At 54.1% G+C, this 22,113-nt stretch carries 11 protein-coding genes; 4 read left to right on the top strand and 7 right to left on the bottom strand.

What is annotated here, in order from left to right:
• Nucleotides 1–6: 6 nt before the first annotated feature.
• Nucleotides 7–3,192 (bottom strand): type I polyketide synthase, encoded by a 3,186-nt coding sequence (locus GSQ86_RS11160; protein ID WP_216841116.1) that lies wholly within the window; start codon nucleotides 3,190–3,192, stop codon nucleotides 7–9.
• 515 nt (nucleotides 3,193–3,707) lie between these two features.
• Here GSQ86_RS11160 and GSQ86_RS11155 point away from each other — a divergent pair.
• Nucleotides 3,708–4,469, top strand: a complete 762-nt coding sequence (locus GSQ86_RS11155; protein WP_256366831.1) for a thioesterase II family protein — start codon at nucleotides 3,708–3,710, stop codon at nucleotides 4,467–4,469.
• Nucleotides 4,470–4,824: 355 nt separating this feature from the next.
• Here GSQ86_RS11155 and GSQ86_RS11150 read toward each other — a convergent pair whose 3' ends face one another.
• The gene (locus tag GSQ86_RS11150) at nucleotides 4,825–6,084 is read right to left on the bottom strand and encodes a lactonase family protein (protein ID WP_158750010.1); all 1,260 of its coding nucleotides are present in this window, start codon (nucleotides 6,082–6,084) and stop codon (nucleotides 4,825–4,827) included.
• 239 nt (nucleotides 6,085–6,323) lie between these two features.
• Between GSQ86_RS11150 and GSQ86_RS11145 the strand changes: the two genes are divergently transcribed.
• A complete protein-coding gene (locus tag GSQ86_RS11145) occupies nucleotides 6,324–7,220 on the top strand; it encodes a TIM barrel protein (protein ID WP_158750009.1) in 897 nt (298 codons plus the stop codon).
• 31 nt (nucleotides 7,221–7,251) lie between these two features.
• Here GSQ86_RS11145 and GSQ86_RS11140 read toward each other — a convergent pair whose 3' ends face one another.
• Nucleotides 7,252–9,948: a tetratricopeptide repeat protein gene (locus GSQ86_RS11140; protein WP_158750008.1), complete on the bottom strand. Its 2,697-nt coding sequence runs from the start codon at nucleotides 9,946–9,948 to the stop codon at nucleotides 7,252–7,254.
• Between the two features lie 34 nt (nucleotides 9,949–9,982).
• Nucleotides 9,983–11,803, bottom strand: a complete 1,821-nt coding sequence (locus tag GSQ86_RS11135; RefSeq protein WP_158750007.1) for a cytochrome c3 family protein — start codon at nucleotides 11,801–11,803, stop codon at nucleotides 9,983–9,985.
• 591 nt (nucleotides 11,804–12,394) lie between these two features.
• Here GSQ86_RS11135 and GSQ86_RS11130 point away from each other — a divergent pair.
• On the top strand, nucleotides 12,395–15,832 hold the full coding sequence (locus tag GSQ86_RS11130; RefSeq protein ID WP_158750006.1) for a TonB-dependent receptor: 3,438 nt from the start codon (nucleotides 12,395–12,397) through the stop codon (nucleotides 15,830–15,832).
• Nucleotides 15,833–15,913: 81 nt separating this feature from the next.
• On the opposite strand, the gene pnp is transcribed toward GSQ86_RS11130, so the two are convergent.
• The 3 genes from pnp to GSQ86_RS11115 all read right to left on the bottom strand — a co-directional run bounded on the left by pnp (nucleotide 15,914) and on the right by GSQ86_RS11115 (nucleotide 20,513).
• Nucleotides 15,914–18,379 carry a polyribonucleotide nucleotidyltransferase gene (pnp, locus tag GSQ86_RS11125; protein ID WP_158750005.1) on the bottom strand — a complete coding sequence of 822 codons (2,466 nt, stop codon included), beginning with the start codon at nucleotides 18,377–18,379 and terminating at the stop codon, nucleotides 15,914–15,916.
• 210 nt (nucleotides 18,380–18,589) lie between these two features.
• Nucleotides 18,590–18,856 (bottom strand): 30S ribosomal protein S15, encoded by a 267-nt coding sequence (gene rpsO, locus GSQ86_RS11120; RefSeq protein WP_158750004.1) that lies wholly within the window; start codon nucleotides 18,854–18,856, stop codon nucleotides 18,590–18,592.
• A gap of 97 nt (nucleotides 18,857–18,953) precedes the next feature.
• Nucleotides 18,954–20,513 carry a YifB family Mg chelatase-like AAA ATPase gene (locus GSQ86_RS11115; protein WP_158750003.1) on the bottom strand — a complete coding sequence of 520 codons (1,560 nt, stop codon included), beginning with the start codon at nucleotides 20,511–20,513 and terminating at the stop codon, nucleotides 18,954–18,956.
• A 209-nt stretch (nucleotides 20,514–20,722) separates the two neighbouring features.
• Between GSQ86_RS11115 and GSQ86_RS11110 the strand changes: the two genes are divergently transcribed.
• A complete protein-coding gene (locus GSQ86_RS11110) occupies nucleotides 20,723–22,108 on the top strand; it encodes an L-serine ammonia-lyase (protein WP_158750002.1) in 1,386 nt (461 codons plus the stop codon).
• Nucleotides 22,109–22,113: the final 5 nt, after the last annotated feature.

Here is a 22,113-nt window from a genome sequence, read left to right as displayed (position 1 = left end):
TGCGCTCTACCCGTTGAGAAGCATCTCTGCTCCCGCTAATTCAGCCTCGAGCAGCTCTGCTGCTGAGAGGCCATGTGTTTGCGCAGGCTCTGCATCCCCTAGCGCACCTGCTGCTGATTTGCTGGCCCTTTCATGAGGTGCCAGTTGCGAGTTGAGATACTCGGCGAGTGCTGCCACCGTCGGATAGTTCCATGCGGTGCCGGCCGAAAGCGTAATTCCTATTTCCAGTTCGATTCGGTCTCGCAACTCAAGCGTCATCAGAGAATTAACTCCGAGAGATTTAAGCGTTTCGTTCTCTGTAACCTGATCGGCCTCAGAGAAAAGCACCTCCGCCACCTCTTCGCGTAGCCATTGGATGAGTGCGCTGTCACGTTCTTCCGGTTCAAGTCTGTTCCACTTCTTGAGAAATGACTCAGACTTACTTTCTGGGTCGGGGCCGACAGCGCTCGGATCCTGTGTAATGGTGCGCGGCGTTTCATATAAATCTGCCTTCGCGACCGAAGACTCAATCCAGAAGCGCTGTCGCTGCCAGGGATACGCTGGTAACTTGACCAGATTGCCAGCCGGGTAAAGTTGCTTCCAATCGACTGAGATTCCATTCGTATAAAGTTGCCCAAGGGACAACAACATCGCCTCGGTTTCCGATTCATCACGACGCGTGGACGCTACAGTCAGAGCAGATTCACCATTCAAAGCCGCCGTCTGTTCTATAAATTGCAGCAAAATCGGATGCGGACTCATCTCGATGAAGGTGTTGAAGCCCTGCCGCACCAACAGTTCTATAGAGCGCGCAAACTGCACCGTCTCGCGTAGATTACTCGCCCAATACACGCGATCCATCTCTTCGCCATTGACGATCGCTGCGCGAACCGTTGAACAGAGCGGGATGGTTCCAGCCTGCGGCCTTACGCCTTCCAAAGCAGCAAGAAGTGCGTCGTTAAGGGGATTCATTTGCGGGCTATGCGAGGCGACATCGACACGAACGTGCCTGCAAAAAATATCCTGCGATTCCAGGCTCTCGATAACCTCATCGAGGGTTCGGGGATCACCGGAGAGGACGGTCGAGCGCGGGCTATTCGAGGCGGCGACGGATACGCGATCTCTTACGCCTTCGATTGCCTTCTCGGCTTCTGCCTGTGGTAGATCGACCACCACCATTGCTCCAGCTCCGGCCACCCGCATCATTAAAGAGCTTCTCCGGCAAATGATGGTTACTGCATCTTCGAGTGAGAGAATGCCGGCGACGTGAGCCGCGGCCACCTCTCCCATGCTGTGACCAACCACCGCCGAAGGCGCAAGGCCCCACGATTGCCACAATGCCGCAAGTGCCAGCTCGATCGCGAAGAGCGTCGGCTGAATGACGTCGATCCGGGCCCAAGGGCCCTCCGACGATGCATCTTCCAACTGATCAAGAACGGACCATCCTGCCTGACGCCGTATCTCTTGGTCACATGCTTCGAGGGTGGCGCGAAACACTGGCTCCGCTTTTAGTAGCTCTCGCCCCATGCCAATCCATTGCGAGCCTTGCCCGGGAAAGATAAACGCTATTTTGCCGCCACCTGACTCGACGGTACCGGTTGCTACGCACGGTGTATCCGAACCCGCCAGATAGCGTTCCATCTGCTCTACAATTCGTGCGGTGTCTCCCCCGACTACGGCGACGCGCTCAGTAAGATGGCCGCGGCGGACCGCGGCGGTGTAGCAGATGTCCGCTATAGGCGTAGTATCGGCATTCCCTTCCAGTCTCTTAAGCTGGATGGCCATTTCTTGAATTCGCTGGCGAAGCGCTTCGCCCGACGCCGCAGAAATTGGCAAAATATATAAAGATCGCTCTGGAGTATGGGTTCGAGCGCTTTCGGGTGCTTCTTCGAGAACGACGTGCGCGTTGGTCCCTGTGAGAGCGAGACCATTCACGGCCGCCCGTCGCGGAGACTGGTCCAGCTTTTCCCAGGGAGAACCCTGTCGTTCCAACATGATACCCGTTGTCTTCCAGTCGATTGCTGGGTTGGCCTGCTCTACGTGCAGGGTGGCGGGAAAGACCTTATGCCTTAGAGCCTGAACTGTCTTGATGATTCCAGCCACGCCAGCTGCAGATTCCGCATGACCGATATTTGACTTAATGGAGCCGACTCTACATGGCGAATTGAGCCTGCCTTCACCGCCGAAAACAGACGCGATCGACTGTAGCTCGACGGGATCGCCGGCGCGCGATCCGGTTCCATGAGCTTCTACATACTGAATACTGGACGGCGAAACTCCCGCATCCGCAAGAGCCCCCAGCATTGCCTGCCGTTCTCCCGACATACTTGGCGTTGTGAGCGAACTGCCTGCTCGTCCGCCGCTGACCATCGCTGTTCCACGAATCAATCCGAGAATCGTATCGCCATCATTCTCGGCATCCGAAAGCCTTTTGAGGACTAGGATTCCCGCTCCCTCACTGCGGACGATTCCATTTGCCGCCGCGTCCCCAAACTTGCAGCGGCCATCTGGAGCGAGCATGCCCGCGCGGCTGAAAGCCTGTGTCTCCTCATGCCGGAATATGAGGTTGGCCCCACCAGCCAGCGCCATGGAAGACTCGCCCGAGCGCAGCGATCCGACCGCGAGGTGCACCGCAACCAGTGAGGCCGCACAGGCTCCTCCGACTGACAAGTCTGGACCGCGCAGATCTAATTGGTAGGCGATGCGTCCGGAGGCGGCGTAGGTTGGGCCGCCAGTTAAATTGAAGAAATCTGCGGCTGGCGAGTTTGCGTTGGCATGAATTTCGTAGCCATTGGTCCAGATGCCCACAAATACGCCGGTCCTGCTGCCGCGTAGAGCTTCGAACGATTGCCCTGCGTCTTCTAAAGCTTCCCAGGCGACCTCAAGGAGCAGGCGCTGCTGCGGATCCATCCATTCCGCCTCACGACGCGAAATCTCAAAGAAAGCCGCGTCGAATTTATCGACGTCTCTGAGAAATCCTCCGCGACGTGTGGGCGGCCGTGTGTCGGTTCCCGCCTGTAGGTAAAAGGCGTTAAGTTCAGCAGAACGCCCTCCCGGGAAATCGCCGACGCAGTCCCGTTTCTCTACGATTGCCTTCCACAATGCTTCCGCGTCAGAGGAATCGGGAAAGCGGCTGCCTATGCCGATGATCGCGATCGGCTCAGAGGCGGACTCGCTTGCGTTCTTTATCAAGTTTCCCCGGTTCGAATACATGACTAATTACTTCCCCGTGCGCGTCTGCTGAACCGGCAGCAAGGCTCTCTGGCGAGGTTCGTCAGTGCGCTGTTCCCTTCATGGCAATGGGGGCAACTACCGGAAGGTTGAATAAAGTCAGATTTTAAGGGGGGATGTTTCGTATATTTCCAGGCAAACTAACCCGCGGAGAAAAAGCGGTCTCACAGATGCCTGGATGAAACTTTGAACAATAAAGCAGCCAGCAAATTCTCGGAAAAATTAATGCTTGCGGATAAACTTCTGGCGATTTTTTTAGTGTTTCAGTCGCTCAGGCAAATTTCAACATAACCAGTACCACTTGCAACCCGCGAAACCAGACTAGCCCATATTTGGCCTGGAAGATAGCTTTAAAAACATTTTTTTATCTTCCACACTTTGCTGCAAAATGAACACAGCTTAACCCTGTGAAAATTTTCCATCGACGTGAGAGCATAAATAAAATATAAAAAGCTTCCCCCTCAATATAGCAGCACTCACTTAACCGCTATTGACAGATGCATACCTCTCACGTCGTAACGCCTTGGATTGTACGGCCTTCTATTCGGCCCTCGGCACGTATTCGATTATTCTGCTTTCCTCGCGCGGGCGGAGGAGTGAGTTCTTTTCGGCGCTGGGCTGAGGATTGCCATCCCGAGATCGAAATCGCCCTCATCCAGCCTCCGGGCAGAGAAAACAGGCTGCGCGAAGAACCGCTGCAATCCATGAAGAATATGGCGGAATCGATTGCCGATTCGATGATCGAATTCCTGGATAAGGACTACGCACTCTTTGGGCACAGTTTAGGAGGCAAAGTGGCATTCGAAACGGCTCGGGAGCTTCGTCGGCGAGACTTGCCCGGGCCGCTACATATATTTGCAGCCGCATCTCCCGGACCTGCTGTGCCTTGGGCACATTCACCCGTACGCACTTTGGGAAACCGTGACCTTCTTCAGGAGATTCAGCAGAGGTATGGAGGAGTTCCGCCGGAAATCCTTGAGCATGAGGAACTTTGTGCCATCCTGGTTCCGGCGCTGCGTGCTGATATGTCTGTAGTCGAAACCTATCAATATGCCGAAGAGCCACCGTTCGCCAGCCCTATCACTTGTCTTTGTGGAATTTACGATTCCATGACGCCTGAATCGGAGGCTTCGGAGTGGGGACGACAAACCTCCGCAGAATTTCGCCTGCATATGCTCCCCGGCGACCATTTTTTCCCTGTCCAGTTGCGGACTTCGATCCTCGACCTGATCGCGGCCGATCTCAACCTTCAGCCATAAGAAGTCCGGATCCGAATACCCTTTGCTCTTGATCGTGTATTGTAATCACGCAATTTATCATCCGTTGATCTTTCGGCAGCTGGCACAAGGTGTACGGCAACGGCTTTTTAAAGCCAAACCCTATTCCGAACTGAAATATATACTTCGAGCTCAAGTCGAAGATTGCCACCTCATAAAGTTGTAGGAGCTTCCGCCATCCGCCCAATGGACTTAAGTGCTCTCTTCCTTTCTGCGAAACACAGAGGAAGAGATTCGGGAAGTGGGGAACTTGGAATTGAAGCGGTCCATATCGGACATGTGGAGCAAGCAATCTCTACTTTTGTGCCGGCGGATTTACCTGATCATTTTCTGCGTGCTATGGAAGGAAGATCAGACAGGCTGGGCTGCCAAGGGCCGTGTACTGCCCGGTAAACGTCAGCTGTCCAGTTTCCTTGTTGATCCGAAATGACGTGATGTCATCACTACGCTGATTACACGCGTAGAGAAAATTTCCTCCTGGCTCGACGCTCAAATGCCGCGGATAATCACCCAACGTTGAAGTTTCTCCGATATAGTTCAACCGCCCATCCTGGTGAATAGAAAATATGGCGATGGTGTCATGCAACCGGTTCCCTACATACAAAAAGCGTCCATCGATCGAAAGCACAATCTCCGAAGTAAAACTTGTGCCCCGAAAACCGGCAGGGAGGGTCGATATTGTTTGTTCTGAACGAAGACTTCCTGTGACAGGGTCAAAGAGAAAGAACACTACCGTAGAAGCCTCTTCCTGAAGCGAGTACAGCCATTTGCCATTCTGATGAAAGACGAAGTGACGAGGTCCGTCTCCATTGGCAAGTGAAACGAAGGGAGTATTCGCTGGGGTCAGTTCGCCCGTGGAAGCATCGAAGCGATGAACATAGATTCTGTCCTGTCCTAGATCCGTGTGCAACACAAAACGGTTCCCCGGAGCTGCCTGGATCGTATGCGCGTGAGGCTTATCGTGACCGCTGAAAGCAAAGCTACCGGCGGGAGCATCGGAAGGGATCGTGCTTCCAACAGAATCTTTATCCTGATGGCTATATGCGGCCGGGCCAAGTGCTCCCGAGTTTTGTATCGGCAAAACAGCTACACTGCCGCCAGCATAGTTTGCAACGAAGACGTACTTCCCGGACGCGTCGACGCTCAGATGGGCGGGACCTGCTCCTTCAGAACGCACCACGTTCAGAAGGCGGAGCTCTCCACTTATTGCATCAAGAGCGTATGCACTCACTGAGCCGCTTCCACCCTCGTAGTCTGAAATTTCGTTGACAGCGTAGAGGTATCGTCCCGACGGATCAATTGAGAGCCAGGAAGGATTACGAGCCTCCGCGGCGAGTTTGACCAATGTCAACTCTCCGCTTATTGAATCCATCTTGAAAAGATAAATACCCCGTCCGTTTCCTCCACCGCCGTCAATAGGCTTGTTATATGTTCCCGCATAGGCCAGCCTTACTCGATCATCTTTACTGAGGCCGAGCGCACGCGTCGCCTGCAGTGTGGCGCGGCTCGCAGCAAAAGCAGCCGAGAACTTCAGCAACTCGCGACGAGAGAGTTTATTACCGAAGGCATTTTTGTGTTGCAGATCTTGTTTAATCATCGTTTGGGTTCTCTTCTGTTCAATTGTCTGACAACCCTGCGTGCTTTTGTCAGCGCACTCTGCGCAAAGACTTACTCCTGTGCGAGGCGGGTCGAGACAGCTCGAGATCAATGATGCCACGAGATCGATGAGCGAAAAATCGTCCATGCATGTTTCGAGCAGAATATATGAACATCGAGGAATGGAGATCACGCCATTTTTTCCTCTGCCGTCGCGACAGGACGTAACATAAGCAAATAATGAATCGCCGTAAGTTCAACCAGCTCGCAGCAACAGCTTGCCTGGGGCAGTTCTTTCCCAGAGGTCATGGCCAGTCACTACCTTCATCGCCTCCTAAAGGCTTTCATTTCTCTGTCATGCTTTGGACGCTCGAGAAACAGGCCCCCCTCGATCGCTGCATGGAAATCGTTGCAGACGCCGGCTATGAGGGGGTGGAGTTTACGGGCGAATTCCATAACTGGTCGGGCGAGGAGAGACGCCGGATCCTGGCAAAAATGCGATCACTTCGACTTAGGTGCGACCTTCTGAGCGGCGTCAAAGCCGGCTTTGGCGACCCAAAGGCAACGAGCGAGTTTCTTGCCCAGATCACCGCGCACATCAACACTGCCAAAGAGTTTGAGAGCCCGCAGATCAATCTCAAATCGACCAGCAAAATAGACACTCTATCCCACGCGGAACAGCACGCGGCATGTGTCGAAGACCTGAAGCGCGCCGCTGAGATTGCCGCAGCCAATCATATTCAGATCGTTATTGAACCTATCGATCCCATCGAAAGTCCGGCTATGTACATGACCAGTGTCAGCGAAGGATTCGGTATCGCCCGCGAAGTAGGCAGCCCGAACGTACGCGTCTTATATGACTTCTACCATGAGCAGCGTGTCGCCGGAAACCTCATTGAGAAACTGGAACGGAATATCGAACTCGTCGGTCTTGTTCATATCGCCGATGTGCCTGGCCGTCATGAGCCTGGCACCGGAGAGATCGACTACCTTAACATTTATCGAAAGCTCGCGCAGTTGAAGTACGACAAATTCATCGCCATGGAGTTCTACCCCACCTTAGATCCTGTCGCGACGTTACGGAAAGCACGGCTCGATGCCCAGCAAGCCGCGACAGCAATGTTGACCGCGCCATGATCGGGTAAATTGGACCTCAACGGCCAGAATACTATTGAGATTTTTCCATAGACTTCAATACATTTAGCGCCTGCACAATATCGCCATCTTTCGGTGCCAGTTTCTGTGCTTCAAGCAATTCCGCTTTGCCATTGTTGAAATCCCCAGCCCGGCAGTAAATCAAACCGAGATCTTTATGCAAGACGGGCAATGCGCTGCAATCTTCGCATACTTGAAGAGCCTCTTTAAGCTGTGAGATAGCTTGTGGCCAGTCATGCGCATCGGCAGAAGCCAAAGCGAAATTACCGAGGGTTGAAGCCCGATCTGTAATATGCTCCTGCGTTTGCAGATTTTCAAATCGAGCTTCGATTGTCTTCGCCTCTTCGGGATTCGACTTTCTCAGAATGCGCGCGAGGTTGAAAAGGGCTTCGCTGTATTGCGGACGAATTTCAATGGCTTTCCGCCATTGTTTGACTGCGCCAGCGGTGTCACCTTTGCGCGCCAGTTGCTGTCCGAGCATGAATAAGGCTTCGACATAATCGGGTTTTGCTACAATTGCCTTCTCAAACTGGCCAATAGCCTCATCGGTCTGGTCTGCCTGCCGGGAAATCAACCCGAGCAAATACCAGGCCTCAGCAGTAGATGGATCAAGTCGCACCGCCGCCTCTAATTCAGGTTTTGCGTCGATGTTGCGCTGCATATCCAGCAGAATCCTGCCCTTGTTGTAGTGCGCAGCTGCACTATTTGGATCGAGGCGCACTGCCTCGGAGAACTCGGCGAGCGCACCTTTCGAATCAAACCTATCAGCCAAGGCGATTCCAAGATTCAGATGCGCCCCAGCAGAATCAGGATCAAGATCAACGACTTTACGAAAGACAGGCAAGGCTTCCGTTCCACGGTTCAGGCGGACAAGGACCATTCCATATACGCTCAATGCCGCGGTGTTCTTCGGCTCAAGTTGAATTGCTTTGCTCAACGTCGCCTCTGCATCCGCGTAACGGCCATCGCCAGCCTGGATCAGTCCAAGATTGGCAAATGCCTGTCCATATTGAGGATTGTTTTCTGTTGCCAGGCGGAACATTTTTTCTGCATCCGCTTCTTTTCCGAGCTGCCCGAAAAGAACACCGAGATTATTTTGCGCTTCAGCGTATTGCGGATCGAGCGAAATCGCCGTCTTGAACTGACGCTCTGCGTCCTGCGTATGACCGGCTTGCAGATCGAGAAAGCCAAGTTGATTATGTACCGGTGCGAGCGTTGCATCCAATGTCTGCGCCTTCTCAAGAGCCTCTCGCTCCGCCGGATAATCCGACAGACGATCAAGCGCGAGAGCAAGGTCGTAGTACGTGCGTGCGTTTTTTGGATCGTTGACTAGCGAAGCTTGATAGAGTGCGACTGCCTTCTGCGCATCACCCGACTGCAGATCCTGATTAGCCTGGCTGGCACTAACGGAAGCCACATCCTGTTTTACATCAGCTGCTTTTTTCTGCTGAAGAGTCTTGAGTTCCTCATGCGCACGATCTTGTTGTCCCAATGCGCGCAGCACGGATGCTAATTGAAAGCGCGCTTCGCTCGAATCTGGATTCAGTTGTAATGCTTTTTCTAACTCTGGCCGCGCTTCAGCCGGTCTTCCCAAACGTACTAGAACAAAACCGAGATTGTAATGAGCTTCAGCATAGTTGGGATTGAGTTCCACCGCCTGGCGAAAGGCTTTTTCGGCATCCGCGTAATTCCCGGTTCCACGCGCTACGACACCAGCGAAATACTGGGCATCGAAATCGTTTGGATGCTTCCTAAGATACTCGCGGATGATAGGCTCTGCACGATCATATTGCAGGAGAGCTGTCAGCGACTTAACGTACGATATTTGCACGGCGTCGTCTGTAGGGTCCAGTTGCAAAGCCCTCTCGAACTCCCGCGCTGCTTCACTGAATCGCTTTTGCTGCGTATATACAATTCCAAGATTAGTGTGAGCCTCAGCATAGGTTGGATGTTCCTTGACCATAGCCGAAAGTATTTGCAGGGCATCCTCAGTATTGCCGTTTTTTGAATAAGCAATCGCCAGGTTCAACTGCAACACCTCATCCGGAGGGGCATTCTTCAACTCAGCAATGGCTGCTGTATATCGCTTCTGGGCGATCAGCGCTTTGGTTAGACCATCAAGCGCCTGAACTGATTGCGGATCCTGCTTTAGTACCTGGCGAAATACCTCGATCGCTTCATCCTGCTGCCCCGCTTCGCTCAAAGACACACCCAATGGAAGAAGAATCTTCGGCGTATCAGGTTTAAGAGAGGAAGCTGTCCGCAATTCATGGCTGGCTTGCTGGAGATTGCGATTCGTAAGAAGGGCAATTCCGAGGTCATAGTGTCCTTCCCATGAATCAGGTGCGAGACGTAGTGCGGATTCGAAGGAACGGATGGCACAAGAGAGTTGATGGTGACCGGCAAAGTAAGCGCCCAACGCATCGTAAGCTGCTGCGGAAGGACGCGTCGCGATAGCCTCTTCCAGATCAGCAGGTCCTTTGCAGCCGGGACTTTGCTGGGCCATGACCGCGAATGGAAACATGCCCGATATTCCTATCAAGGCACTTAGATAGGGCAAAACCCTTTTTGGGGAAATCTTATGCACTACAGATTCAACCTGATGATGAGAGGCATTGGATATTCTGCTAGCTCCACCTTTTCGCGTAATGACGGAGCTGGTTTTTCTTGATTCGCCTTCACTATATAGCTCTCGAACTACCGGAAGCAAAGACGAAGCAAGCTGTCATTGTTCTTCCGTCATATCAACGTGACTGACTTGCCTTAGCACGATCCCGCATCTCTCTCATAAACGAGTCCTGTGGGAAAACTTCAAGATACTGTTCGAGCGCGGTCAGTGCGCGGGCATATTGCTTTGATTGGATCAGCCGCACTACCAGAGTTTTCTGAATGACTGGATCATACGGGTCAAGCGCAATCGCCTTTTCAAGCAGCGGAAGTGACTCATCAGGCTGGTTAAGCTTTGCCAGGGCTTCAGAAAGATCGGCGTATGTCGATGCCTGAGGTGGTCCAATCTGCAGGGCATGCTTTAGGTGGTCAGCAGCAACCTGGTAGTTCCCTTCCTTCAATTCTTTTCTCCCTAAGGAAGCTTGCACTAAAGCGTTTTCAGGTTGAGTCCTGTTTAGCTCATCAAGCACTTTGAGGTAAGGTGCAACGTACTCAGGACGATTCGCTGCCAATTCACCATATGCCTCAAGTAGGGTAAGCATAGGTGGAGAATTACCTTCCCGCCCAGGGACAGGATCGAGATGGATCAAATCGGGCAGCGATGGAAGAGCCTGTTGGAAGGTAATCGCAGGGAATGGCTCGTCGGGCCGCGCAAGGATACGGTGATTGGTAGCAGAGGAGTGCGAGATCACTCCAATATCGCGTTTCGCCATATGGCAGCCCACGCAATTATCTGCGGGCTCGCTCTGCTGGCGGACATTCAACGGTAATTTGCAACTGTGGTCGGTATGGCAAGTCAGGCATTTTTTATTGAAATATGCTGGGGCTTCTTCACGTGACGGTTCGGTATGCGGGTCGTGACAGGTAATGCAACTGAGGCGCCCCTTGCTTTCCCGATAGCACTTACTCAACGTCATCGAATAATAGTGCTCAACGTGATCCGCGTTCGGCGGAGTGATAGGCGTAGGGGGAACCATCAGGATCGACAGTGTATCGTCCAGCGGCTGTCCTGGGCGAAAGTCCTGATAAGTCTTACCCGGCTTCAAGACACGCGTGTCACCCGTCTGGTGACACGCCATGCAGATATTATCCGCGAGATTCGGTGTGAGGTGGGCTGGATTTACGATATGTAATGACTTGTGCCCCTGGCTACTTCCGTTCTTCATCGCCGCAACATGAGAGGCGCCCGGACCGTGGCAGTTTTCACAACCTATTGCGAGCTCAGAAAATGGCTTGTTATCAAATTCTCCATTCGTGTTCGCTATCGGTCTTGGCCTTCCGCTGTGGCAGAAGATACAGCCTGCCTGGATGGGACGATTGAAGCCTAAATCGATCGACTCATAACCGGGCGAAGGTCCCCAGATCTTCGGCTTCGAGTAAAAGGACTGGGGTCCCTGAAAAAGATAGTCGCCGCGCCGTATGACGGTTCCAAATCCATTGGTTCCCGCTCCGATCACCCATTCAATTTGGTGAGTATCACGAAAGATATCTGTACCATCAGGCGCCAGCTGGTACTCGCTCTGAAAAAGCTTTCCATCCTGAGTAAAGGTGGCAAAATGTCGGTCCATCTGCGCATTAAAGGAGTGCGATGGTAGCGAAATATCTCGCAAAAACCCCGGCGAAATACCTGAGGATGAGACATCCAACATCGATTTTCCCATGCTGCTTTGCAGATAGCGACGATAGATTTCGCTGTGGCAAGAGGAACACCTCGCGGAGCCTACATAGCCGTCGCCGCTTTGCGGGTCATATGTCATCTCCCGGGATCTTTCGGCCCGCCATGCCTGCGCCGTCGGTGATGATTGAAGCAACAGACCAGCCAGTAGCACCACGCTGGTGGCGATAATGCGGCGGATATGCGCCGCATTATCAATGTGACGAGAGCTACGACTCTGCATCTTTAAATTCTTACCTCGTTAACCAGCCGCGCCAGCAGACAAACTTTGACAATCGGTCACGTTGCCACATGTGACTTTCCGGCTTCACACAGTATCTCGTCCTCGTTTCGGCGCCAAGAAAAATCTCCAACCGGCCTTGAATCAGAAAATCGGCATCTTGCTGGCGTCTACCCCGAGCGCAACCTCGTTGCGAACGGCTTAGATACTACGGCTGCAATCGTCCTTTGAAAATTTAGACGCTCATACTTTTATTTTCGACAGCCCAAAATATTAGCGCATTTCAGCCTCACGAGCAGAAATTCATTGGGGATCATAGCTTTCAACTTGACAAAGGCACTCCTTGATGACTATCGTCCACTCGTCGGTTTAAGCGCTTATATCTGGTCTTCTACTCAAATCGATCCATACGATAAATCTTCACTTAGGCGAGAAAATCAGATTTAGGTTATGAAATCTTGATTCTACTTATAAAAATAAACGCTTGACAGTCATTCTTTTGGTTGAGTACAAGGATCAAATTGATCCGGCAAATGGGAACGGACGTAAGGAAGTTGAAAATCACCAGCTTGCTTGACTTTTGCGGAGAAATTTATGCGAGGTTCTGCGGACGTACAGCGTTTTCTCAAAATCCTGGTAAATGCAGGATTTTTGACCGGTTTATTTTGCTTAAGCACCACCGTTTTTGCGCAGCTTTCTACCGCATCTTTGAGCGGAAATGTGCGCGATTCGAGCGGCGCCGTGATCGGGAACTCAACTATAACGCTTCATAGCGTGGACACTTCGGTGGAACGTACTTCTGTCTCGAACGGTTCTGGTGAATATGTTTTTCTAAATATTCCTCCCGGTCAATACACTCTGAAAGCCAGTTCTTCTGGATTTGGCTCGCAGCAAATTCCTGAATTCATCCTGACGGTAGGCCAGACAGCCACGATGAATTTCACTCTCAGCGTCGGAACGCAGACTCAGGTGGTTACGGTCGAAGCTGGCACGCAGCAGCTTGACTTACGCGGAGCGGATTTGGGCGCCGTAATCTCTACTAAACAAGTGAATGAAATTCCGCTGAATGGCCGCAACTTTACTCAACTTCTCCAGCTCACTCCTGGCGTCGCGCCTATCATGACCGGGCAGGCCGCCGGCATGCAGAATAGCGGAGGCTTTGGCGCCCCTGTGACAATCGGCGCGGATTACAGTTTTCCCGCCGTCAATGGGCAGACCAATCGCAGCAACATGTACCTGACAGATGGACTCAATAACTACGGCACTATCGAAAGCACCTACGCCGTTCCACCTATCGTCGATGCTGTTCAGGAATTTAAGGTCGTCTCCCATACTGACAGCCCCGAGTTTGGGTCTGTTCTAGGCGGTGTGGTTAATGTAGTTACCAAGAGTGGCACAAACGACTTTCACGGCGGGGCATGGGAATATGTGCGCAATACCGTCTTCGATGCTCGCAATTACTTTCTTCCTTCTGATCAGCCAAAGCCCGCGTATCACGAGAATCAATTCGGCGCCTCTTTTGGTGGTCCCGTTTTGATCCCCAAGCTCTACAACGGCAAGAATAAGACATTCTTTTTTGGCGCGTATCAGGGCTTCCGGTATTCGAAGGTACAGGATTCGAATCTGTTAGTGCCGACAGCTGCACAACTTGCAGGCGACGAAAGCGGCGCTCCCCAGATCTATAATCCCTTCAGCACAAGGCCAGATCCAGCCAACCCAGGCAGCTACATTCGCGATCCCTTCCCAGGCAATCAGATTCCCTCCGGCATGATCGATCCGCGCATGGTTGCCTACGCGCAGTATGTCTATCCTCAGGCCGGCCCATTCTTCAACAATGGCACGGCGAATGCACTGGACACCACGCCGTTGATTCAGGATCAAAACGAATTTGACGTTCGCGTCGATCAGAATTTTGGCGCGAAAGACTCCGCATGGTTTCGCTATAGCTTCATCAATAGCGAAGTTACGACTTCAGGCGGCCTTCCATCTTTACACAACATACATCCGATCCAAGCCCGCAACTGGGGCGGCAGCTATGTCCATGTTTTTAGTCCAAGCCTGATTTTGCAGGCCCAATATGCGCGCATCACAGTTTTGGACAACAGCGCGACACGTTTTACATCATCGACATCGGATATCTACAGCCAAGTCGGTTTCAGTAATGACTTTGCCAGTGGATTTGCAGGTGCTAATGGCGGCTCTTTGATCCCCAGCACCGGTATCAGCGGCCTGTCGAACGGTGGCGAAAGTATCTCAGATACGCCTAAAGCGACGGATTCACACGAGTTTCGTGGAACCATCACAAAAATTGTCGGAACCCATGAGCTGAAATTCGGCGGAGGATATACGACAAACAATTTTGTCAGCCCGCTTTCTCAAATAGGATTGACTTTCGACGCCACAAGCACTGCCAACCCTGAAGTAGGAGGAACCGGTGATGCAGTGTCTTCTTTTCTCCTGAATGTCCCTCATGGAGCCAACCGCCGAAATGTAGACGAGACTACCCGCCCAGGTGGATTGCTGAGCGTCTTCGCTCAGGACTCTTGGAAAGCGACGCCGAAATTGTCTCTTAATTTCGGATTGCGCTATGACTACACCTTCATTCCGCCTTATGGAACCGATGCGACGATCGGTGAACAGGGCGGTATTGAAACAGGCGACATGGATTTCTCGAATGGAACCTATGTCGTGCAAAAGCTTCCACCGCCATGCAGTGTTCGCGGGCACGCGCCGTGTATCCCTGGTGACGGCACTTTACCGGATCACGTAGTTGTGGATCCACGGGGCAAAATCGCTCACAATGTCGGCACTAACATTGGCCCACGCTTCGGTTTCGCTTATGCTGTTGATGATAAAACCGTCGTTCGTGGCGCCTATGGCATCGTGTTTGATAACTGGGCTGCCGTCACTCAGATGGCACAAAATATTGAAGGCGCATGGCCCGATATTGGACAACAAATTCAGACTCACCTGAACGAGCCAACTTCGGCAACACCAACACCTACCGTACAGGCACAAGACCCTCTAGTTGCAAGCGGCAGTGGTCTCTTTCCGCCTGCAACACCGTTTACCAACAACACGTGGTTCTATGATCCTCATATCAAGAATCCATACTCTGAGCAGTGGAACCTCGGGGTGCAGCGTCAACTGAACTCTTCAACGGCTTTGACTATCAATTACGTCGGCTCAGGGTCCCATAGGACGAACGTAGGCGGGTATTACAATACAGCCCTTACACCGGGCCCCGGTGATTACCAGGCGCGTGCCCCTTACCCGTACATCATTCCAACCTTCTACGACCGGAGCGTCGGCTTCGCTGATTACAATGCCCTGCAGGTTGAATTTGATAGACGATATACCAATGGCTTCTCTTACGGAGTGTCATACACCTACTCCAAAGCAATGACGGAAGACGATGGCTGGTTTGGCGTAGAGGGCTCCTTACCGCAGAATCCTTATAATCCTGCCGGGTCGCGCTCTGCATCAGGATTTGATTTAACGCATGTACTTTCCATCAATTCTCTGTATGAAGTACCGATTGGAAAGGGCAAAAGATTCTCAACAGGGAGTGGTATCGTCGATTACATTCTCGGTAATTGGCAGATCAACGCGTTGCTTACAGGACGTTCAGGACAGACGTTCTCGCCAACTATCAGTTCAGACATTGCGAACATCGGAAACGATTTTGTTTACCTGAACCGCGTAGGCGACCCGCATTTATCCAATCGCTCTGCAGCGCAGTGGTTTAATACGGCCGCGTATCAATCCCCAGCCCCGTTTACTTTTGGAAATGCGGGCCGCAATTCCCTTCGGTCACAGCCCTATTGGGACCTTACCCCATCCGTCATTCGTAAGTTCCCCATTTGGGAGCAGGTGCAATTTGAATTCCGTGCAGAAGCCTTTAATGCACTCAACCATACGGTTTTCAGTGCGCCCGGAGGCGATCTTAATAACCCTCAGACCTTCGGGATAGTCAGTAGCACGGCAAACTATGCGCGTGAGTTGCAGTTGAGCGGCAAGATCGTCTTCTGACAGACGGCGTAAAGATTGTTGGAAAAACAAAGGGGCTGTGCCAAAAGCACAGCCCCTTATCTTATTGACTTACTGTTAAAGTTACTGTGGTCCGCGGCTTCCACTGCCGGGACCACGGCCGCCACCCGTTCCTGGTCCGCGACCACGGCCGCGACCACGACGACGACGGGCTCCGCCAGGACCACCTGATCCGCCAGATCCACCGCCCGGACGACGCTCGCCGCCGCCTGCGTTGGCTGGCGCGCCATCGGCGCGGTTGAAGTTTACCTCTTCACCGTCTCCATCGCCTTCCTCATCATCGAAGTCCTCTCCGCCTTCGATGGTGATGGTGCTGGCGTTAGAGGCTGGCTGACGCTCGTTCTGCTGAGACTGATGATCGCCTTGCGGCTCGGTTGCAGCGGCGACATCGCTGACCTGACCGGGCTGCTCAGTGAGGCCAAGCTTCGCGCGCTGCTCTTTTAAGAGGGCCTTGCGCGAAAGCTTGACGCGGTTGCCTTCAATGCCGAGGACCTTGACCAGAACCTGATCGCCTTCGCGCAGCTCGTCCTTGACGTCCTTCACGCGGTGCTCGGCAATCTCGCTGATATGCAGCAGACCGTCGGTACCGGGGAAGATTTCAACGAATGCGCCGAACTCGGCGAGACGAACAACTTTGCCGAGGTAAGTCTTCCCAACTTCGGGCACAGCAGTCAGATCGCTGATCATCGCCAGGGCCTTCTTCAAGCCCTCTTCGTCCGATGAAGCCACGTTCACGCGGCCTGTGTCGTCCACATCGATCTTGACCTGCGTGGCTTCGATGATACCGCGGATGGTCTTGCCACCGGGTCCGATGAGGTCGCGGATCTTGTCGGTAGGAATTTGCAGGGTGTGAATCTGCGGCGCGAACTTCGACTTCTCAGTGCGCGGGCCGGCGAGGGCTGCGTCCATCGTGTCGAGCAGGAAGAGACGGCCGCGACGGGCCTGCTCCATGGCTTCGCGCATGATCTGGCCGGTGATGCCGCCGATCTTGATGTCCATCTGCAGGGCGGTGATGCCTGCGCGGGTTCCGGCTACCTTGAAGTCCATGTCGCCGTAGTGGTCTTCGGCTCCGGCGATGTCGGTGAGGATGGCGTAGTCGTCGCCTTCCTTCACGAGACCCATGGCGATACCGGCCACGGATGCCTTGAGCGGAATGCCTGCATCCATCAGCGCGAGGCTGGCGCCGCAGACTGTGGCCATCGAGGATGAGCCGTTCGACTCAAGAATGTCGGAGACAATGCGGATCGCGTACGGCGATTCTTCCTCGCTGGGCAGAACCGCGCTGATGGCGCGCTCGGCCAGTGCGCCGTGTCCGATTTCGCGGCGACCGACGCCGGTCATGCGGCCTGTTTCTCCCACCGAAAACGGCGGGAAGTTGTAGTGCAGCATGAAGCGCTTGCGCTGCTCGCCTTCGAAGGTTTCAAGGCGCTGCGAATCGTCGTTGGTGCCAAGGGTCGCGGTCACAAGGGCCTGCGTCTCACCGCGAGTAAAGAGCGATGAGCCGTGGGTGCGGGGCAGTACGCCGGTTTCAATGGTGATGGGGCGAATCTGGTCGAAGGCGCGGCGATCGGGACGGATGCGTTCCTTGGTGACCTGCTCGCGGAAGATGCGCTCACGCAGAGTTTCGTAGTAGCCGGCCAGCTTCTTCTTGGCTGCGGGCTGCTCTGCCTCAGGCAGTGTCTTCAGCTCGGCGGCCAGCTCGTCCTTGATCTGCTTGACGAGCGCGTAGCTCTCGGTCTTGGCATGGGTCTTGGTGTCGAGCGCGTCCTTGAGGCGATCACCGACTTTGGAAACCAGCGCGTCGTAATATGCCTGATCGAACTCGGGAGGTGTGACGGAGCGCTTGGGTTTACCGGCCTTGGAGACAAGCTCTTCAATCGCGATAATGATCTTCTTGATCTCGGTGTGGCCGAACTCAATGGCATCGACGACGACGTCTTCCGTGACTCCGGCGGCTCCGCTTTCGACCATCACAATGCCGTCTTTGGTGCCGACGACGGTGATGTTGATCTTGCTCTCGCGGCGTTCGGTGTAGGACGGGTTAATGATGAACTCGCCGTTGACCTGACCGACGCGGACGGCGCCGACGGTGGCGTTGAAGGGAATATCGGAGAGCGCCAGCGCTGCGGCAGCGGCGTTGATGCCGATGATGTCGGGATCGTTTTCCTTGTCGGCAGAAAAGACCAGGGCGATGACCTGGGTCTCGTTGCGGAAGCCTTCGGGGAAGAGCGGACGGATGGGGCGGTCGATCTGGCGGCTGGTGAGGACTTCACGTTCGCTGGGACGGCCTTCGCGCTTGATGAATCCGCCGGGGATGCGGCCGCCTGCGTAGGCGTACTCGCGGTAATCGACGGTGAGGGGGAAGAAATCGATTCCCTCTTTTGGATCGGGGGAGGCTACTGCAGTTGCGAGCACCACACTGTCACCTTGCGTGACCAGGGCTGCACCAGAAGCCTGCTTGGCCATGCGGCCAGTTTCAAAAGTGAGCCGCTTGCCACCGGCAAGCTCGACTGCAACTTCATGCTTCATATATTCCTCGTTTCTTGATGTGCGTAGGAGCTACGACGGGAGTGCGCGCGGGCGGCGGGAAGATACACGACTGGTATATAGGCTTCGCAAGGGGCAGAAATAGCCGGGAACATGGATACACGCCAGCCGTAGACCCGGCTGACGCTTTCCAATCCTTTACGAAGTTCTCGTCGCGTGCGCGTAGGAGACAAAGGTCGCTTGAGCTTGCTGCTACTTGCGGATGCCCAGTTTCCCGATGACGTCGCGGTAGCGGTCAGAATCGTTCGTCTTGAGGTAGTCAAGGAGGCGGCGGCGCTTGCTTACCAGCATCAAGAGGCCACGGCGCGAAGCATGGTCCTTCGCATGGGTCTTGAAGTGCTCGGTCAGCTCGCCGATGCGCTCGCTCAGGATCGCGATCTGCACTTCAGGGCTGCCAGTGTCGGAGTCATGAGTGCGAAAGCGCGAGATAATGTCGATTTTTTTTGCGGGTGCCAGCACGGTTTGTGCGTTACTCCTATTGCTAATTTCTATTCGTTACACTTCCTAAGTGTCTGGAACAAGAGTAACATAGATTGCTTTTTGAGGCCAGCACCCGTCAGCTCCAGTAGCTGCGGTCCAAGGTCCGATATTGGATCGCTTCGGCGATGTGCGGGACGGTAATGGACGGAGCGCCTTCGAGGTCGGCGATCGTCCGCGCTACCTTTAATATTCGGTCGTGGGCACGGGCGGTAAGTCCCTGCTGTTGCATCGCGCGTTCGAGGAGACGCTCTGCGTCTGGACCGAGCTCACAGAAGGCGCGAATCTGACGGGTACTCATTTGCGCGTTGGAGTAAATCTTTTCCGCAGCCTGGGTAAAGCGTTCGCGCTGCCTTTCGCGGGCTGCCAGGACTCGGCTGCGAATGGCCGCCGAGCTTTCGCTGGCTGCTCCGGCGCGAAGTTCGCGGTATTGAACGGCAGGAACTTCTATATGGATGTCGATGCGGTCGAGCAATGGGCCGGAGACTTTGGAAACGTAGCGCTGGATCATGGGCGGGGTACAGGAACATTCGCGGGATTTGTCGTTGAAGTATCCACAGGGGCAGGGATTCATGGCGGCAGCCAGCATGAAAGCCGAAGGAAAAGTCAGCGACATAGAAGCCCTTGCGATAACCACATTGCGATCTTCGAGTGGCTGACGCATCACTTCCAATACATTGCGCGGAAATTCCGGCAGCTCATCGAGAAACAATACGCCGTTGTGTGCGAGCGAAACCTCTCCAGGGCGCGGGATGGCTCCCCCGCCGATCAAGCCTGCATCCGAAATGGTGTGGTGAGGAGAACGGAAGGGACGCTGAGTTACCAGACCCGCATCGGCATCGAGCACTCCGGCGACTGAATGAATCTTGGTCGTCTCCAGCGCTTCTTCAAAGCTCAGCGGCGCAAGGATGGACGGCAGCCGCTTGGCGAGCATCGTCTTACCTGAGCCAGGAGGCCCGATCATTAGAATGTTGTGACCGCCGGCTGCGGCGACTTCGAGTGCCCGCTTGGCTGTCTGCTGGCCGCGCACATCCGCGAAGTCCACATGGAAGTGCTGCAGACAGCCGAGCATCTCGGCTGTCTGCATCCGAAAGGGTTCGGTAAGAATGCCACCATTGCCCGCTGCATTCAGAAGCTCGCGCACCTGATTCAATGACTCGACGGGATAAACGTTGACACCTTCCACGACAGCCGCTTCACGCGCATTGGCTTTAGGGATGATGAGATTGCGAATTCCTTGCTCGCGCGCGGCAACGGCAACGGGCAGCATTCCCGAGACGGCGCGCAGGCCGCCGTCGAGCCCGAGCTCGCCGACGAGCAGGAACTGGCTTAGATCGCGCAGTTGCAAAGCGCCGTAGGCTCCGAGAATACCGATGGCCATGGGCAAATCGAAGCCTGAGCCTTCTTTCTTAATGTCAGCCGGGGCGAGATTGATGGTGATGTGCGTAGGCGGCACATCGAAGCCGGAGTTTTTGATGGCCGCGCGTACCCGATCGCGGCTTTCGCGCACGGCGGCGTCGGGAAGACCCACGGTGTGGAAGTGATCTTCGGTTGTTTTGATTCCGGAGAAATCCACCTCGACGTCGATGATGTTGGCATCGATGCCGTATACAGCAGCACTAAGAGCCTTAAAAAGCATAAGAATTATCGGATAAGTAGCTGGAGTATAGCATCGCGATTTCGTGTGAAAGTGAAGAAGCGAATGAATACTCCCCTGCCGAAGAAACTTTGGGAACCTGACAGGAACAGAATTCTCAAGATCGTTAAGCGTCCCATCCGTGCCTGCTGCTTCATCTGTTGCCGTGGCCAAAAAACGAAGCCACTCTTGCGGCATTAGAATACTAATCGGTGAAGACAAGTCTTTTTGATCTGTTCAAGATTGGCATTGGCCCATCCAGCTCGCACACGATGGGACCAATGCGCGCCGCGCGCCGCTTTGTTCTTTCTCTTATAGAAAAGCATTTGCTGGATCGCACAAAACGCTTGCAGGCAGAGTTGTATGGCTCGCTTGCATTGACCGGCCTCGGTCACGGAACAGACCGAGCAGTGCTTCTCGGTCTTGCCGGCGAAGAGCCGTCGACGATCGATCCTGAAAGCATTGAGTGGAAGCTGCAACAGATACGGAGCAGCCAGAGCATTTCGCTTGCCGGCCAAAAGACGATCCCCTTCCACGAAGAAGCTGATCTGCTTTTTTATCGGGACAGGATGTATCCCGAAGGCGCAGTGACGAGGCATCCGAATGGGATGCGTTTCTCCGCATTCGATGCGACTGGCGCGCTGCTATCGAGCGATGTCTTTTTCTCTATCGGCGGCGGCTTCATCGTTTCGGATACTGAGGGATCGTCGGGTGCTTCTGTGATGACGACAGCGCCGCTTCCTTATCCCTTTCAAAACGCGGCTGATTTGTTGCAAATGGCTTCAGAAAATCATTTGTCGATTTGGGATCTGATGCTGGAGAACGAATCGGCTCTACGTTCACGCGACGAAGTGCGTTCCGGCATCCTCTCTATCTGGAACGTGATGCAAGGCTGCATCGATCGCGGCATGAGGACGGAAGGCATTCTTCCCGGCGGGTTGAATGTGCGTCGGCGCGCACCACGCCTCACTGCGCAGCTGCGCGAGAAAGGCTCCGCCGATCCGCTTGCTCCATTGGACTGGGTAACCGTATATGCGATGGCGGTGAACGAGGAAAATGCAGCGGGAGGGCGCGTGGTTACAGCTCCTACCAATGGGGCTGCGGGTGTCGTGCCGGCCGTGGCGCGTTACTATCTCGACTTCGTGCCGGGGGCTGATGAAGACGGAATTCTGCGTTACTTCCTAACGTCGGCGGCAATTGGCGGCCTCTACAAAGAGAATGCTTCGATTAGTGGAGCGGAAGTTGGATGCCAGGGCGAAGTCGGTGTTGCCTGCTCGATGGCTGCCGGTGGACTGATGGCTGCGATGAAAGGAACCAACGGGCAGATTGAGCATGCCGCTGAGATCGGCATGGAACACAATCTGGGTATGACGTGCGATCCGATTGGTGGCCTTGTGCAGATTCCCTGCATTGAGCGCAACGCCATGGGCGCAGTGAAAGCCGTGCACGCCTGCCGCATTGCGCAGAATGAATTAGAGAGCCACAAGGTTTCGCTCGATCAGGTGATTGAGACGATGTACCAGACCGGGCTGGACATGCAGTCCCGCTACAAAGAGACTTCGCTGGCGGGCCTGGCGCTGAATGTTATTGAGTGTTGAGACGT

It is taken from the genome of Acidobacterium sp. S8, assembly GCF_009765985.1.
In the GTDB taxonomy this organism is placed as follows: domain Bacteria; phylum Acidobacteriota; class Terriglobia; order Terriglobales; family Acidobacteriaceae; genus Alloacidobacterium.
Note: the sequence above shows the minus strand (reverse complement) of the source record. Positions and strands in the feature narration are given on the sequence as shown.